Origin of the sequence: Dyella silvae (assembly GCF_026421305.1) — a bacterium.
Classification (GTDB): domain Bacteria; phylum Pseudomonadota; class Gammaproteobacteria; order Xanthomonadales; family Rhodanobacteraceae; genus Dyella; species Dyella silvae.
This window is the reverse complement of the sequence record NZ_JAPJBQ010000001.1, coordinates 690,737-707,683: the sequence shown is the minus strand read 5'-3', so window position 1 is coordinate 707,683 and position 16,947 is coordinate 690,737. Positions and strand designations below refer to the sequence as shown.

Sequence of the window (16,947 nt, the reverse complement as noted above, 5' to 3'; positions counted from 1 at the left end):
CGGATTTGCTTATTGACGTCTGTGCCAAGCTCAAATATGTCAGGACGCTACCTGTGGGGACGGACACTCACTTTGCATGTCCCACGGATACCAGTCAGCTCGTAGGCCTTTCCTTGACTCGAATTCGTTCAATTTGGGGAGCGCCTGACCTCGAAGAAAGAGAAAAATGGCGAGACGAGTCGAGCCGAGTTCTTCGATGGACATATTTCATTGGTAGCCCGAAGCCGAGGACTAAGGGTGGCGGCTTCCCGGAGCTTTCACTTCATTTCAATGAATCGTCAGTGGTTGCCGAAGTAACCTGCGCGCTTTCCAAGTAAGGTCCGCTCCCGACTCATAGCGGACCTTAAGAGGATGCTCCCCGCTGCCGGCTCCGCGCAGCTATCGCGGTCGGTCGGATACATTGCACGGCATGCTTCGGCCGCATTGTGATGATTCCCTGCTTGCGCTTGCGCCGATGCTTCGTGGTGCGCATTCACTTCCGTAGCCGGGGCGGGCTCTCTTGTGTGAAGCAGGGAAGTGGGCGTCTGAGCCCGTTGCGCAAACGCCAGGCTAGGCCGGCTTCGCCGTATCCAGGCAGGCGTAGTGGTCACCGTACTGCTCTCTCAGCTTGGCTTTGAGCACCTTGCCGGTGGCACCAAGCGGGAAGCTTTCAAGAAAGATCACATCGTCCGGCTTCCACCAACGGGCGAGCTTGCCATCAAGGAACGCAAGCAGTTCGTCACGTTCCAGCGTGCTTCCCGATGTTCGGATGATGAGCAGCAGCGGACGCTCATCCCATTTGGGGTGACGCACCCCGATGCAGGTCGCGCTTGCTACGCCGGGATGAAGGCAGGCGATGTTTTCGATGTCGATGGAGCTGATCCATTCGCCGCCCGACTTGATGACGTCTTTGCTCCGGTCGGTGATCTGCATGAAGCCGTCGCGATCGATCTTCGCCATATCTCCGGTGGGGAACCAGCCGTCACGGAGAGGTTGGCCGGATGACTCGCCGAAGTAGGCGCTGGCCACCCAGTTACCGCGAACGAGCAGGTCGCCCACGGATTCGCCGTCCCAGGACAGCGCCTTGCCATTGGGGTCGACGATCTTCATGTCGATGCCGTACACGGCGCGTCCTTGCTTCGCCTGAATGCCGTAACGCGCGTCCTCGGGGAGCGCGAGCTGGTTTGGCTTGAGGCTGCAGACGGTGCCCAAGGGGCTCAGTTCGGTCATGCCCCACGCATGCAGTACGTCGACCTGATGCACCTTTTGGAATTGTATCGCCATGGCGGTCGGGCATGGGGCGCCGCCGATCACCGTGCGTTTCATTGACGAGAAGGCGCTGGTGCGTCCGGAAACGTGCGAGAGCAATCCTTGCCAGATGGTGGGCACGCCGGCGGACATCGTCACCTGCTCGGCTTCGATCAGTTCGTACAGCGATTTCCCATCCAGCGCCGGCCCGGGAAGCACCAATTTCGCGCCGACCATGCAAGCGATGAACGGCAGGCCCCACGCATTGACGTGGAACATGGGTACGACCGGCAGGATGGCGTCGCGCGCGGAGCAGTTGAATGCATCGGGCAACGCGCCGGCATAGGAATGCAACACCGTGGAGCGATGGCTGTACAGCACGCCCTTGGGGTTGCCGGTCGTTCCTGATGTATAGCAGAGCGACGAGGCGGTGTTCTCGTCCATCGACGGCCAGTCGAAGTCGCTCTTGTGGCGTTCGATCAGACGTTCGTAGCACAGCAGCGCGTCGCGCCCGGTCGGCATGTGTGTGACGTCGCACATGGCCACGAACAACCTGGGCGTGGTCAGCCGTTGCTGCAATGCTTCGATGATGGGAAGGAACGTGAGGTCGAAGAAGATCACACGGTCGTCGGCGTGTTCGACGATGTAAGCAATGTGGTCGAGATGAAGTCGCGGGTTGATGGTGTGGAGCACGGCGCCGGAGCCCGATACGGCGAAATTTAGCTCCAGATGGCGATAACCATTCCACGCGAGCGTGGCCACGCGATCACCGGGCTGGACGCCGAGGGCGGCGAGTGCGTTGGCCAGGCGGCGCGCGCGTACGCTGAGGTCGACGAATCGATAGCGATGAATGTCACCCTCCACGCGGCGCGACACGATCTCCTGGTCGGCATGGTGTCGGGCAGCATGGATCAGCAGGGACGCGACAAGTAGCGGCTGCTGCATCATCAAGCCAATCATTGTCGAGTTCCGTGTAGAAGGCAGGGGATGTGCTTGAAGCAGGTGCAGAACGCCGGCATGGCGTATCGGACCTTCATCAAAAGGCGAGGCTTCATCGGGTTGTTGAATGAAGATGCCATTTTTTTTATAGGAGTTCGCCGGCATCGCCGCGTATGAGCGCGACGATGCCGGGGTGTTTCGGTCAGAAGGTGGTCTGGAACGTCAGGTCGATGTAGTTGCGATCGCGCAGCAACGACGCCAGGCCCGCGCTGGAGGTGACCACGCCAGCCTGATTGACGGCGACACGGCCAACGTAGCCGATGTACTTCAGGTCGAAGCGATAACGCTGCTGCACGTCCGCGCCGACGCCGAAGGAGAAGTTGCCCATGCCCTTGTTGCCGCCGAAGGTGACAGCGGAGTTGCCGGTCAAACCCATCGTGTAGGTCATCGGTGCCAGCAGGTCCACACCTGGGTAAACCTGGAACCACGTCGGCGTGAAGCTCAACTGGGTGCCAACGTAATTCTTGGTCGGCTTGTCGATACCGGTGTAACCGGGGCTGGTGCCCTCGAACGCGTTGGCATTCTGCGTGACCTTGTCCCAGCGGCTCCACACGAATTCGACGACGTAATTGGCGGTATCGAACACCGGGGTCTTGGGTACGATGCCGGCGAAGTCGGTGACCGCATGCCAGGTGTCGCCACGTGCGCCGGCGGTGTTGCCATCCGACGGCAGCGTGGTGATCGCGCCCGGCACCTTGCTGGCCAGCGGCGCCGGCAACAACTGCACCGGAATGCTCACCAACGGCATGTTGTGGCGGTAGTTCACTTCCGCACTGAAGCTGACGCCGAGAATCTGCTTGGCGAAGCTCAGGCCGTAGATGTCGATGTTGTCGGCATAGGTGGCCATGTACTGGCCGATATTGCCCTGCAGGATCTGCGGCACCGTGGCCATCGCCGGGTCGATGTAGCAGATATTCTTCGGCAGCGGCTGGAACTTGAGCGCCTTGCAGGTTGCAGCGGGGACGTTGGGCGCCACCGCCGGGGCCAGCATGAACTGTGGCTGGATATCGGAGGTGTTGCGGTAGTAGAGGCCAAAGGTGGAGTCGATGGACTGCGGACTCCAGTGCATCGACACGCCCCAGTCGCCCGTACCCTTCGGGGTGATGTCCTGGCCGCGCAGTGCGCGCTGGGTCGCGTTGATGTAGATCGACTGGCCGCCCTGCAGAACGGCGTCATTGGGATCCATGTAGGAACCCGACTCCGGGTAGTACACCTGTTCCCAGCCAAGGTAGTACTGGCCTTCGACCGAGATGGTGGGCGTGGCCTGGATCTGTGCCGACAGCTGTGGACGCGGACGGAACAGCTCCTTGGCAGTGGCGCCAGGCACGGTAAGCAGCTTGCCGATATCGAGTGGCGACTGGCCGTAGCTCAACGAATGGATCGGATTGAGCAGCGCCTCGCCCCAGAACAGGTCATAACGACCGGCCTTGGTATTGACGTTCACGCCATCGATGTCGAAGTTGGCGAAGGCGAAGGCGTCGAGCAGCTGCGCCGACGGGCCCTCGAAATAGCGTTCGGTGTAGTTGGGCAGGCCAAGTGCCGGCTTGCCATCGACAATGTGGTTGGACGAGGACACGTGCGTGTTGTCCAGCGAGCTATAGGCCTGGTCGTACCAGCCGTCCGCACTGATGCGGAAGCCATAGTTCTTTTTGTACGTGAAGTCGAACTCGCTCAGCACATCCAGGCGGTTGGTCACGATGGAGCCGTTGCCGAAGTTGCGGTCGCCGTCGTCGTTGTTCGGGCTGTTGAGGATCGACTGATCCTGGGAATGCGCGCGATGCCCAAGGTTGTAGCGAATGGTGTTATCCCAGCGAATATCGATGTCGGGATTACCGGTGTTGATTTCGACTGCGTGTGCCGCGCCCACGGAACCGAGCGCCACTGCGACAGCGAGTGCCATCAAGCGGATGGCCGGCACGCCGCGGCGTTCGATCTCCCCATCAAACTTCTTCATGCAACTGTCCTCCCCCATGTCTTGCGCTGTGTCTGTAAGTCCGCCGCACGGCCAGCTCTGGCGGCTGGCGCATCACGTGCGGATACGTCTCGCCAGGCCGCCCCATGAAGTTCTCCCGAGCTGCGCGGCGAAATTCTTTCGGGTGGTAGCAATCGCCGGATCTGCACTGTCGCCGGATGCGTGCCACGTAGTGGGTTACGCAGTGAGGGTGTTTTCCTCTCCGGCGAAGCCGACAGCGATGGCTTCTGGTATGACCAGATTCCAGCCGGTGCCTGCGTAAGACCCCCCCCAGTACGGTGGGGGAGTGGCCATCGGCGCTGCACGCGAAGGCCATGAAACACGCCGATGCGTCGCGCGATCTCATGCGACGAAGGCAATGCACGTTGATCACGAAGGCAGGGATGCCTGCACGGCGCGTGCGAGCGTCTCCGATGAAGAACGCCGGATAAGGGTGGCTAATTCCGGGAAGAGATCGCCCGGAGCACGCCCGCTCGCGAGCGGGCACGCGAGGCTCGCTTGCTATGTCACAGCAGGGATTGGATCAAAGTTTCTGCCATGGGCCACGGACCGTAACCGGCCGCCGGATTGAGATGCCCGACGTCGCCCAGTTCAAACAGCAAGCTGCCCCAGTCGTTCGCCAGCGTGGCCGCGCGCGGCGCGCTGCACAGTGGATCGTTGTTGCTGGAGGCAAGTATGGTGGGGAAGGGCAGGTTTGTACGCGGAATCGGCAGCCAGCCGTGATCGCGCAAGGTGTCCATGGTCGGGTAGCCGGCAGGCATCGGCGATTCCAGGTCGGCTGGCGTTGCCAGCAATGCGGCATGGATAGGGCGATGATGCTTCTGCGCCCAATGCACCGTAATCATCACGCCCGCACTGTGCGCGACAAGCATCACCGGGCCCTCGATGGCAGCCAGTGCCTTGTCGAGCGCTGCCACGCGGGCATCGCAGCTCAGCTTGTCGTGTTCCAACGGCGGCACCGAGCGTGCGTTTGGAAGTCTGGCTTCGAGCAAGGTCTGCCAGTGGTCGGCGACATGGTCGCGCAGACCGGGAACCATGAGGATCGTCGGGCTCGTCATGTGGTGCATCCGTCGAATGTCGAAGTCGAAAAGGTCACGCTTCCGTGGCGAGCGCCTGGTTCTGCACGCGCGCGATATCCTGGGCGTAGTTGGCGCGGCCGAACCAGAAGGCGAGCGAAGCTAACAGTGCCATCAAGGGAATGACCTTGAATGCGTCCTGCAATCCGACCTGATCGGCCAGCATGCCGGTCAGCAGCGGCCCGGGAGCAAGGCCAAGCAAGTTGTTGGCGAGCGTGAGCGTCGCAAAGGCCGTGGCATGAATCGGCGTGGGCGTGAGATTGGCGACCATGGCGCCAGCCGGGCCACAGGTGCCCGCCGCGAGGAACATGCCGACGCCGATAACGGCAAGCTGCTTGACGCCAGGCTCGAGCTGGAACGCCACGCCGAGAATGATCGCGGTAGTCAGGCAGTAGGCCATGGCCATCGCGAACTTTCGCGGTGGCGAATGGCGGCATACACGATCGGTGACAACGCCACAGACCACCATGCCGATCGCGCCAATCAGCACGAACGCCGCAGCGGTGACACCAGCCTTGTCAGGCGTCATGGCGTAGTAGCGATTGAGATAGCTGGGCATCCACGCGATGACGGCGGCCATGATGAACAGCTGCAAGCCACTGCCGATATACGCGCAGATCACCGAGGTGGAGGAGAACAGACCGGCAAACAGGTTGCGCAGCGACAAGTTGAAGCCGGGCCGGCGGTTGCGCAGATCCGCGGCGGCGGCATGACTGCCACGCAGTCGCCGCTCATTGACGGTCAGCGCATAGGTCACAACGAGCGCGGCGCCAAAGATGGCCATGGCAACGAACGCCGAGCGCCAGCCGAATCGCGCGGCGAACACGCCGCCGACGGCCATACCCACCACTGAGCCGAAAGCACCACCGGCCATGAAGGCACCGGTCAGCGTTGAACGCAGATACGGCGGGAAGATGCTGATGATCAGCGCGATGCCCACGCTGCCGTAAGCTGCCTCACCGAGGCCGACGAAGAAACGAGCCGTCAGCATTTGGCCGTAGCTGGTAGCGATGCCGCAGGCGAGAGTGGCGAGGCTCCAGAGCGTTGCCATCAGAAGAATGCTGCGTACGCGCCCCCAGCGGTCAGCCATCACGGACAGCGGGAAGGTCAGCACACCCACCAGCAAGGCAACGATGCCGGAGAGCGAGCCGAGCTGTGTATCCGAAAGTGCCCATTCCGCCTTGAGCAGCGGAAAGACGGCGTTGAGCACCTGGCGCGACATGTAGTCCGACAGCAGCAGGCCGAAAGTGAGCGCAAATACCAGCCAGGCGTAGACGCGCGGCTTGTCTATGGATGTGACCGGGGCGCCCAGCGTTGGTGCGTCGACGTAGTGCATTGCCAAGGTGTTCTCCTCGCCGGCATCGTCGCCGGATGTGATGGCGCGACGGAACACGTCACGCTTTGGCCTGACGGGCAGGGTGCTAACAGCACCCCACCCGGTTAGCCGTTACAACTCAGGCAGCAAGCTCGGCCAGGCCCAGCTTTCCCGGCTTGCGATTGGGTGAAAAACCGTTGGCAGCCAACGTTTCATCGATGGTGTCGTAGAACACGCCGATCTTCAGGATCTCGCGTGCTTCCTTGCCGTTGGCGACCTCGCGGCCGAACTCGCGCGAAATGCGCACGAGCTGTTCAATCTGCTGCACCGTGGTCATCTTGCCGGTGCGCGACTGGTTCCAAAGGTTGTCTTCGATGCCACAGCGCACGTGCAGGCCCATGGCGATGCCCATCATGTTGATGGGCAGCACGTTGCGCATGCTGCTCTCCACCGTCAGCATGGTGCCGTCGGGGATGGCGCGCAGGAAGTTGGCAAGACTGTAGATGGTGGGCTGGTCCATGCCGCCGCCGATCGCCACCCAGTTGCACACCAGCGGCCCCTTGTAGACGCCGCGGCGAATGAGGCGCTCGACGGTCTCGTAGCTGTTGATGTTGTAGAACTGAAAGGCGCTCTGGATACCTGCAGCGGTCAGGCGCTTGATGTGCTCTTCGATGAAGCCCGGACCAGACGGCACAATCATTTCGCGATAGGCCTGGTAGGTTGGCGCTTCGGCCATGGAGGTACCGGCGAGGTCCGCCATCTCCATCTGTTCGACCACGTTCATCTGGGTCGTATTGACGGTGACCGTTACCTGATCCGGCTTGGGATCGAGTTCGGCCAGCATGTGGCGGGTATCGTCTTTCAGCCACTTGGCGCTCGCGCCGTCGGTCTCTGGCGCGAAGGAGATCGAGCCGCCGACCTGGATAACCATGTCAGGCACTGCCTTGCGTACGCCGGCAATGAGTTCGTTGAACATGGACAGGCGCTTGGAGCCCTTGCCGTCCAGTTCGCGCACGTGCAGGTGCAACACGCTGGCGCCGGCGTTGTAACAGTCGACCGCCTTCTGGATCTGCTCCTCCATGGTGACGGGAATGTCATCCGGAAAATCCGAAGGGATCCACTCGGGACCATAAGGCGCTGCGGTGATGACCAGTTTGTCCTGGTGCTCGGGAAAGAGCGAACCGTCGAGGAAGTTCATGGCTTCTCCTGTTGATCTGTGGTGGAGGATTCGGTTCAGAACGTGGCGTCGCCGACGATGCCTGCGCGCTCCATCTTTCGATGGCAGGGCGGATAGTCCATGACCGCATAGTGCTGAGTGGAACGGTTGTCCCAGATGGCGATGCTGTTTTTGCTCCAGCGCCAGCGCACCTGAAACTCGGGGATGAAGGCCTGACTGATCAGGTAATTGAGAAGGAGGCCCGAACCCGGATTGGCATCCTGGCCGAAGCACACGTTGTCCTTCGTGTGGAAGTTGGTGAAGTGCGTGGTGAAGGCGTTGACGAACAGCACCTTCTCGCCCGTTTCCGGGTGCGTGCGCACCACCGGGTGCTCGGCGTCCGGAAATTGTTTCTTCAGCGCCAGGCGGCGCTCGATCGGCATGGCGGCGCCAAACGAAGCCTCGATGCTGTGGCTCGCGCGCAGGCTGGCGATTTGCTTCTTGATGTGCGCGGGCAGCATGTCGTACGCCGTCACCATGTTGACCCACATGGTGTCACCGCCGACCGGCGGACATTCCACGCAACGAAGCACGCAGCCCATCGGCGGTATCTCGCGCCACGTGGCATCGGTGTGCCAGGCGTTCTCGTAACGTTCGATCGGAGCGTCGGGGGTCTTGTAGATCTGCACCAGACCCGGCGCATCCGGGTGGCTCGGTACCACCGGATGGTCTTCCAGTTCGCCGAAGCGGCGCGCGAACGCGACGTGATCCTGGCGGCTGATGTCCTGGTCGCGCAGAAACAGCACGCGATGCTTGAGCAACGCGGCCTTGATCTCGCCGAACAAGTCGTCGCTGTGCACAGCATCGGCAAGGTTCACGTCGAACAGTTCGGCGCCGATGTTGCAGGTGAGTTGCTCAATACGCATGGTGTTGCCTCAGATGACGAAGATCGACGAGCCAGTGGTCTTGCGCGCTTCGAGATCGCGATGCGCCTGCACCGCATCCTCAAGGGCGTACCGCTGATTGATTTCGATCTTGATGCGGCCGGACGACACGTGGCCGAACAGTTCCTCGGCAAGTGCGGCCTTATCGGCCGGGTCGGCGATGTAGTCGGCCAATGCGGGGCGCGTCAGGTACAGCGAACCCTTCATGGCGAGAAGTTGCGGATCGAACGGCGGAATGGTGCCGGAGGCGGTGCCGACGCACACCATGAGTCCGCGGCGGCGCAGCGAATCGAGCGAGGCCATGAAGGTGGTCTTGCCTACCGAATCGAACACGACAGACACGCCTTTGCCGCCGGTCAGTTCGCGCGCGCGTTCGGCGATATTTTCGTGGCTGTAATTGATGACTTCGTCGCAACCGTGCGCACGCGCCACCGCGGCCTTTTCATCGGTCGATACGGTACCGATCACGCGCAGGCCAAGCAGCTTGGCCCACTGCGACACGATCAGGCCAACGCCGCCGGCGGCCGCGTGCAGCAGGATGGTTTCACCGGCCTGGAACGGATAGATGCGGCGCATCAGGTAGGCGGCCGTCAAACCGCGCATGGTCATCGCGGCGGCGGTCTCGCACGGAATGGTTTCCGGCAGGCGGATCAGCGGCGCAGCTGGCACCAACCGTGCGGTGCTGTAGGCACCCAGGGTGTTGATGAAACCCGTGTAAGTCACGCGGTCGCCCACGGTGACATTACTGACGCCCGTACCCACGGCATCGACGATGCCGGCGGCTTCCACGCCAATGCCATTGGGCAGCGGAATGGGGTAGGTGCCGTTGCGGAAATACGTATCGGCGAAATTGAGCCCTACGGCCTCGTGGCGCAGGCGAACCTCACCCGGGCCGGGCGCGCCGACCTGGATCGTTTCGTAGCGCAGCACATCGGGGCTGCCGGCTTCATAAAAACGGATGGCGTGTTCCAAACGATTCTCCTCGAATCAAAACACCGGTGACGGGCACCGGTTACTGCGGATGGTGCGATGGCGCGATGTCATGGCGGCGCAAGATGGGCCATGCGCGAAAACAGCTGCCGATAGGCTGCGCTGGCTTCGCCATTGGCACGCGGACTGTCTGGTCGCGTAGCCGCCGCGTGAATTTCGTTCCAGTCGGCCTCGGTGAGGTAACGTTGGGCCACCGGAAGAATCACGCCTTCGACGCGGCCCATGTGTTCCCACATGAAGTGCGCGTAGCTTGCGACGGCATCGCGAAGCGGGGGCAGGCCGATCTGGCCCTGGCTGTAGCGTTCGACGTTGTCGCCGAGTGCTTCGGCCATTGCGCGCTCGCGTTCGTGCTGACGTTCAAGTTCGTCCAGCTCGGCATGCACCACAGCGGTGCGGCCACGCAACACGATGAACAGGTAGTCGTGCTCCCTCGGGTGATGCAGTGCCAGCGGGAACTCGGCGACGTATCGCGCCATGGCCCGCATCAGGTCCACGTCCGCCTCGTTCTGCGGATTGCCCTCGTTGAGTAGGTGCAGCCACGCGTGCAACACCGCGGCTAGTGCGCGGTGCTCGTCGCGAATGATCTCGACCATCGGATGGACCTGGCCGGCGTCCTGCGTCGACGATACGAGCACGGGCAATTCGCCAGCCATCAGCACGTGGGCGGTCTGCGAGCCGAGTGCTGCGCCACGTGCGGCGCGATAGCCGCGCGGCGCCATGAAGATGAGATCGCAGCCCAACTTGCGCGCCGTTTCGAGGATGGCTTCGTGCGGCACGCCGCCATCGAGGATGACGGAGTCGCAGGGCACGCCGAGTGCCCGCGCCGCCGCTTCGGCTTTGGTCAGGAGCGCGCTGGCGCGTTCCCGATAGGTATCGATGTAGCCGGCCGGCGCAGTTTCACCATTGAGGAGTGCGGCATCACGATCATGCACGTGCACAAAGCTGACCCGTGCCCCCAACGTGCGCGCGAGATTCACGGCCTTGCTGACCGTTTCGATCGAGAGATCGTTGTCATCGAGCGGAACGAGCAGGTGACGGTACATACAGACTCCAGAGAGGTGTGCTACCCATGACGCCGGGCGGGAAACCCCACCGCACCCTGCGATGGCCGCCAGAACAGGTGTCCACGCGTGGGTGGCAAGGAAACCACCGTTGCTTCTCCTTGAGCGATGAGCCTCCGCATGCGAAGACTCATCTCCGGGACTCCACCCCTGCCGAATAGGCCTTTTCGCCAACTCGACCTCAGCCGCCAAGCGACTGGAACGCCGGACCTGTTTTGTCACAGGATCAAGGCTAGGTACGGCTGGACATGGAATCCCCCCCCGGCAAGGAGGGGGAGTAGCGTGAAGGGCGCGTGATGTGTGGTCACGCCGGTTGCGCCGTGTCTACAATGATTCGAGACGCATGCCGGTGAAGCGGGCGGTACCTGGCCCGTGACGTCGCACCGTTCGAACATGAAGTCCGAGCCAGCCCAACTGGATTCGTCTGATGGCCATCACGCCCGGCGGGGCAGCCCCCGTCATCGCAGAACTCGTTCTCAAGACGACGCCGCCCAGGGCGCCGCGCTATTTGCTGGCGCGGCCGCGATTGAGTCTGGAGGACGAACAGTTCCGCGACCGGTCGTTCGTGCTGGTGCAGGCGCCCGCCGGATTCGGCAAGACGTCGTTGCTGGCCCAGTGGCGCCATGAGTATCTGGCGCGAGGTTGGGCGGTGGCCTGGATATCGGCCGATGGAAGCCCCGACCCCCAGCGCATGCTACATAGCCTGGTACTGGCCGTGCGCATGGGCTGCGGCCGCCCTCAGTTCGGCGCGACCTTGCTGGAAAGTGCGTCGGCGACGGTCGGTGAATACGAAGGCGTCACCGCATGGCTCAGCGAGGTGGCCCAGGCGTCGCTGTCGATGGTGCTGATGATCGACGAGGCCGAGCGCCTGCATCCAAGCAGCCTGGCGGCCCTGAGCTATTTGCTGCACAACGCGCCGTCCAACCTTCGCGTGGTAGCGGCGGGCCGGGGCGAGCTCGATCCGATGGTGGCGGATCTGCTTGCCTATGGCCAATGCACGTCCGTCGGCGTTGAAACATTGCGCTTCACGCTGGAGGAAACCATTGCCCTGGTGCGCAACCGCATCGGTGCCAAGGCCGATGCGGACACGTGCGCACGGCTGCATGAAATGACCGAGGGCTGGCCACTGGGCCTGCAGTTGATGCTCGCCGCGATGGAGCGGGGCAGCGACCTGCGCAGCCTGGTGGGTCCGCATTCGCCCGATTCGCGCAACCAATTGGTGGAAGCGCTGACGGCCAAGCTCGCACCGGAGGACGTGGCCTTTCTCACCCGCGTCGCCGTGGTGGATCAGTTGCACCCGGATCTGTGCATTGCCCTCACCGGCGATGAAGACGCGCCGCAACGTCTTGCACGCCTTTCGCGTGAGACGCCGATTTTTGTGGTCGGTGAAGACTCGGATTGGTGCCGCCTGCACTTGCTTGCCTCCGATGCGCTTCGTCTGCGTCTGGCGGAATGGCCCGAGCAGGAGCGCGCGGCATTGCACGGCCTTGCGCAGGACTGGCTAGCGGCACATGGCATGCTCACGCAGGCGGCGCGTCATGCGCGTGAGGCGGGCAGGGAAGGCGTCGCTGTCGATCTTGCGCAAAAAGGCCTGTACGAAGCAGTGATCCAGGGCCACATGGGCACGATGCGCGAATGGCTCGATGTGCTGCCGGAGTCGGTGCTGGACCAGCATCCGCAGTTGCGCCTGGCCGCTGCATGGTCACTCGCGGTGAGCGAGCGCCATGAGGAAGCCGAGCGCATGGTCGGGCTCATTCTGTCGCGGCCCGACGTCAATCTGGCGTTGCGCTACGAGTGCGTGCTCATTGCAAGCGGCGCGGCCTACTACTCCGATGACCCGGACCGTTGCGTTGCCATGTTGACGCCATGGAAGGATGCGGCGCCGGCCGGAGAGCCCAAGTTTTTGCGTATGCACGTCAATCGCCTGGCCATGATGGCCTTGCTTCAGGGCGATCCGGCGGAGGCGCGGCGCCTGTGCGGCACGGTAAGCGCGGACTCGCCGAAAGAGCCCGACTATGCCTCGCGCTGGCGTGAATTCATCACTGGTCTGAGCTTCGCTTGGGAAGGGCAGATTCTTCTTGCTGAAGAAGGGGTGCGTGCGGCGCTGACGTCTATCGATGCGAAGTTCGGGCGCCGGCATCCGTTGTCCTGCATGTTCGCCGCCTTGCTTGCCTCGATCGCCTATGAGCGCGACCGGCTGGATGAGGCCCTGGCCTTGCTGGCCAACCGGCTGGACGTGCTCGAACGCGTGGGCGCGCCCGAGGCCATGCTGGTCGGCTACCGCACGGTGACGCGCGTGGCGGCAGCGCAGGGCGAGGAACATCGCGCGCTCGATATGCTGGAGGCCTCGTTTGCCATTGGCGCGGCGCGGCGGTTGCCACGCCTGTGTATCGCCAGCCTGGGTGAGCAGGTTCGACTGCACGCGAGCCGTTTCCGTCGCGAAACCTGCAGTGCACTCATCGCCCGGATCGACGAGATGGTGGCCACCGAAAGCCCCGGGCGGGGGCCCTTGTGGCGGCGTAACGTGGAATTACTGAGCGCCATGGCCCACGCCTATGCCGCCATGGCATCACAGGATTGGCCGGCGGTGCTCGAAGCGATTTCGCTGGCCGCGCCCATCGCCGAACAGGCAAGGCAGGGACGCTTCCGCATCGAATGCATGGCACTGCGCGCCTATGCGCTTGAACGCAATGGCGAGGACGGTCGCGCACTCGTGATCGAAGCCATGAGTCTGGCCAAGACCTACGGCTTCATGCGCCTCTTCACCGACACCCATCCGGTGATTACCGACTGGGCGTATCGCGTAATGGCCGAGACGGGCGGTGACTCCATGATGGGCAACGCCTCTCCGTCACGCGTGATTCCGCCGCCGGTGGATCATCGCCAGGGCGTTCCCCGCGTCATGCCGAGCATGGTGCTGACGCCGAAAGAGCGCGAAGTGCTCGAATTTCTCGCGCGCAATTTGTCGAACAAGGAAATCGCCCAGGCCATGGCCGTGGGCGAGGCCACGGTGAAATGGCATCTCAAGAACCTGTCCGGCAAGTTGGGCGTGGGCACGCGCCGGCATGTCGTGCACCGCGCGCAATTGCTCGGTCTCATCCAGGGACTGGAATAGCCGCATCCGCCAGGGCGCAGCCACTGACGCCCTTCATGAATGTGAAGAACCGGCACAGGCCGGGTTGCCACCCTTCGTTGCCGAATTGCCCCTCCCCCGGCGTTTTGGGGGGGGTGTGGCTTGCGCAGCTCCTAACAATGGGTATCGACCGCTTTCGCCTGTTCGTCGCCGCAAGGCAGGGCGCGGTGGTCGGTAACAAGAGCGAGGCAACGTAACGAGCGCGGGTAGTACGAAAACACGTACCCCCGTCCCGGCAGAACGACGCCGGCTGGTGCGAAACGAGGCCTGTGCTTACGCCCTGGGGTGGCGATGACAACCGCACCCCGACACTGGAAACACAATCGTGAGGAGTATGCGCATGCAATTTCGCAAAGCCCTGATAGCCGGGACCATTGCTGTTCTGATCTCTGGCATGGGCCATGCCAGCGTTTCGTCTGACGAAGCGAAAAAGCTCGGCACCAGTTTGACTGGCGTCGGCGCGGAAATGGCAGGCAGCGCCGATGGCGCCGTTCCTGCCTATAGTGGCGGTCTTACCAGCGCACCCTCCGCATTCAAGGCGGGCAGCGGCATTCGTCCGAATCCGTTCGCCGGCGAAAAGCCGCAGCTTACGATCGACGCGAAGAACATGGATAAGTACTCGGCCAATCTGACCGAGGGCACCAAGGCCCTGATGAAGAAGTATCCGGGCTACCACATCGACGTCTATCCGACGCATCGCTCCGCGGCGTTTCCGAAGTTTGTCGTCGACAACACCGCCAAGTGCGCCGTGGAAGCAAAGACGGACGGTGGTGGCCGTTCGATGAGCGGTTGCCATGCGGGCTTCCCGTTCCCGATGCCGCAAACCGGCTTTGAGGCGATGTGGAATCACCTGGTGCGCTTCAACGGCGTGGCCTATGACAGCAAGTATCGCAACTACAACGTCGACGCCTCAGGCCATGCGACGCTGTCGACCGAAGGCAACGCCGTCGAGGAATACCCTTACTGGGATATCAGCAAGCCGAACGCGGACGTGTTCTGGCAGCAGCGTCTGACCTACACCGGCCCGGCGCGTCGTGCGGGCGAGGCGTTGCAGATCGTCGATCCGCTCAACTACAGCGACAAGGGCCGCAAGGCATGGCAGTACCTGCCGGGCCAGCGCCGCGTCAAGGTCGCGCCGGATCTCGCCTTTGATACGCCCAACCCGGGTTCGGGCGGCTCGTCCACCTACGACGACGTGTTCCTGTTCAACGGCTCGATGGAACGCTATGACTTCAAGCTCGTCGGCAAGAAAGAAATCTACGTTCCCTACAACGACTACAAGATGGCCTATGAGTCGAAGGCGGACGACCTGCTGACGCCGAGCTTCCTCAATCCTTCCGACGTGCGCTGGGAGATGCATCGCGTGTGGGTGGTTGAAGCCACGCTGGCTTCCGGCAAGCGCCACATCTACAGCAAGCGCACGTTCTATCTCGATGAGGACAGTTGGGCAGCTGTCGCGTCAGAAGCCTATGACGCACGCGGGCAGTTGTTCCGTACCGGTTTTGCCTACATCACGCCGGCCTATGACATGCCGGCGCCAGTAGCCGACCTGCACGGCATCTACGACCTCGTCGCCGGTTCGTACTCGTTGACGGGCTTCTCCGGCGAAACCGGTGGCGTCCGCTACGTGAAGCCGATGTCGGAGCGTGACTGGTCGCCGGAGTCGCTGGCAGGTCAGGGAGTTCGTTGATCGCCCACGCAAGGCGATCATGAGGATTGTCGCGAAGCGGGAACGCTTCCGCTTCGCGACTCACTCGCATGGCAATGGCGGTGGTGAGGTGTGCCCAGCATGACCTCGCCGGCGAACGAATCTCTCGGGGGAGGGGTTACATCATTCGTCGCCCGGCATAGACAGAGTCCCACCGCCATTTGCCACGCACCTTTTCGATGTTGTGATTGACCAGCCCCTGCATGGCACGACACCGCCTAGCCGCACACCGGTCACGGCGGTTCGTGATTCGAGAGCAGGTTATTCATTCCTGGGGCAGCCCATGTTGATGTTTTCCATCCGTCGCGCCCTGGCCGCGCTGGCATTCGCGCTTCCATGCGTATCGGTCGCTGGTTTTGCCGATGTGCTGGACACACCGGCCAGCATGAGTCCGCTGGCATCCAGAACCTTGCTCAATGGCCTTGCGATGGCTGGCAAACGGGTGGTCGCTGTCGGGCAGCGGGGTCACATCGTCTACTCCGATGACAACGGCACGCACTGGCAACAGGCGACGGTGCCGGTGTCGTCTGATCTGGTGGCCGTCAGCTTTCCCACCCCGCAGCAGGGCTGGGCGGTGGGCCATGATGGCATCGTGTTGCATACCGTTGATGGCGGAGCGAGCTGGTCCATTCAGATGGACGGCCGTCGCATGGGGCCATTGATGCTGGCGCAGATTCGCGCTCGTGCGGCAAAGGGCGAACTGGGCGATCAGGAGCAGACCGATAAGCTGGTGGAAGAGGCAGGGCGCATCGCTGCGCAGGGCGCGGAGAATCCCTTCCTCGACGTGTGGTTTGCCGACGCAAAGCATGGCTTCATCGTCGGCGCATTCAATCTCATTTTCGAAACCACCGACGGCGGACAAACCTGGACGTCGTGGTTCGACCGCACCGAGAACCCGGATCGCCTGCACTTGTATTCGGTGCGTGGCGTCGGCGCGGATGTTTACATCACCGGAGAGCAGGGCCTTGTGCTCAAGCTCGATCGCGACACCGGACGCTTCCGCGCGCTGGAAACGCCTTACAAGGGCACCTTTTTCGGCGTGGCGGGAAACGCCGGCACCGTCGTGGTTTACGGGCTGCGCGGCAACGCCTATCGCAGCACCGACGCGGGCGCCCATTGGGCTCAGGTTGACACGGGCGTCCAGGAAGGCATCACCGGTGGCACGAGCTTCGGCGCACAGAGCCTTGCCCTCGTTAGTCAGGCCGGCACCGTGCTGCTCAGCAGCGACGGCGGCGAGCATTTCGTTACGCAACGACCGGCCAAGCCGTCCCCGGCATCGGCGGTAGCGGTGTCCGGCGACGTGATCGTGACGGCCGGCGCGCTGGGCGTAAACGCCCGGGCGCTGCATTGAGCCTGCGAGGAGACA

General features: G+C 62.8%; 11 protein-coding genes. 3 read left to right on the top strand and 8 right to left on the bottom strand.

The annotated features are described in order from the left end of the window. Positions 1–549 precede the first annotated feature (549 nt). From OQE56_RS03215 to OQE56_RS03180, 8 genes are all read right to left on the bottom strand, one after another. Positions 550–2,187: a 3-(methylthio)propionyl-CoA ligase gene (locus OQE56_RS03215; RefSeq protein WP_267221474.1), complete on the bottom strand. Its 1,638-nt coding sequence runs from the start codon at positions 2,185–2,187 to the stop codon at positions 550–552. 181 nt (positions 2,188–2,368) lie between these two features. Beyond that, entirely contained in the window at positions 2,369–4,180 is a 1,812-nt protein-coding gene (locus OQE56_RS03210; RefSeq protein WP_267221472.1) for a DUF1302 domain-containing protein, read from the bottom strand. A 524-nt stretch (positions 4,181–4,704) separates the two neighbouring features. After that, the gene (locus OQE56_RS03205) at positions 4,705–5,256 is read right to left on the bottom strand and encodes an RBBP9/YdeN family alpha/beta hydrolase (RefSeq protein ID WP_267221470.1); all 552 of its coding nucleotides are present in this window, start codon (positions 5,254–5,256) and stop codon (positions 4,705–4,707) included. A 34-nt stretch (positions 5,257–5,290) separates the two neighbouring features. Next, entirely contained in the window at positions 5,291–6,610 is a 1,320-nt protein-coding gene (locus OQE56_RS03200; RefSeq protein ID WP_267221878.1) for an MFS transporter, read from the bottom strand. 118 nt (positions 6,611–6,728) lie between these two features. Further along, positions 6,729–7,787: a beta-keto acid cleavage family enzyme gene (locus OQE56_RS03195; protein ID WP_267221468.1), complete on the bottom strand. Its 1,059-nt coding sequence runs from the start codon at positions 7,785–7,787 to the stop codon at positions 6,729–6,731. Positions 7,788–7,822: 35 nt separating this feature from the next. Further along, a complete protein-coding gene (locus OQE56_RS03190; protein ID WP_267221466.1) occupies positions 7,823–8,671 on the bottom strand; it encodes a TauD/TfdA dioxygenase family protein in 849 nt (282 codons plus the stop codon). Between the two features lie 9 nt (positions 8,672–8,680). After that, the gene (locus OQE56_RS03185; protein WP_267221464.1) at positions 8,681–9,661 is read right to left on the bottom strand and encodes a quinone oxidoreductase family protein; all 981 of its coding nucleotides are present in this window, start codon (positions 9,659–9,661) and stop codon (positions 8,681–8,683) included. 68 nt (positions 9,662–9,729) lie between these two features. After that, positions 9,730–10,722: a universal stress protein gene (locus OQE56_RS03180; RefSeq protein WP_267221462.1), complete on the bottom strand. Its 993-nt coding sequence runs from the start codon at positions 10,720–10,722 to the stop codon at positions 9,730–9,732. 445 nt (positions 10,723–11,167) lie between these two features. Here OQE56_RS03180 and OQE56_RS03175 point away from each other — a divergent pair, with 445 nt between their 5' ends. From OQE56_RS03175 to OQE56_RS03165, 3 genes are all read left to right on the top strand, one after another. After that, a complete protein-coding gene (locus OQE56_RS03175) occupies positions 11,168–13,855 on the top strand; it encodes a winged helix-turn-helix domain-containing protein (protein ID WP_267221460.1) in 2,688 nt (895 codons plus the stop codon). 358 nt (positions 13,856–14,213) lie between these two features. After that, positions 14,214–15,563, top strand: a complete 1,350-nt coding sequence (locus OQE56_RS03170) for a DUF1329 domain-containing protein (protein ID WP_267221458.1) — start codon at positions 14,214–14,216, stop codon at positions 15,561–15,563. Positions 15,564–15,864: 301 nt separating this feature from the next. After that, positions 15,865–16,932 carry a WD40/YVTN/BNR-like repeat-containing protein gene (locus OQE56_RS03165; RefSeq protein WP_267221457.1) on the top strand — a complete coding sequence of 356 codons (1,068 nt, stop codon included), beginning with the start codon at positions 15,865–15,867 and terminating at the stop codon, positions 16,930–16,932. Positions 16,933–16,947 lie beyond the last annotated feature (15 nt).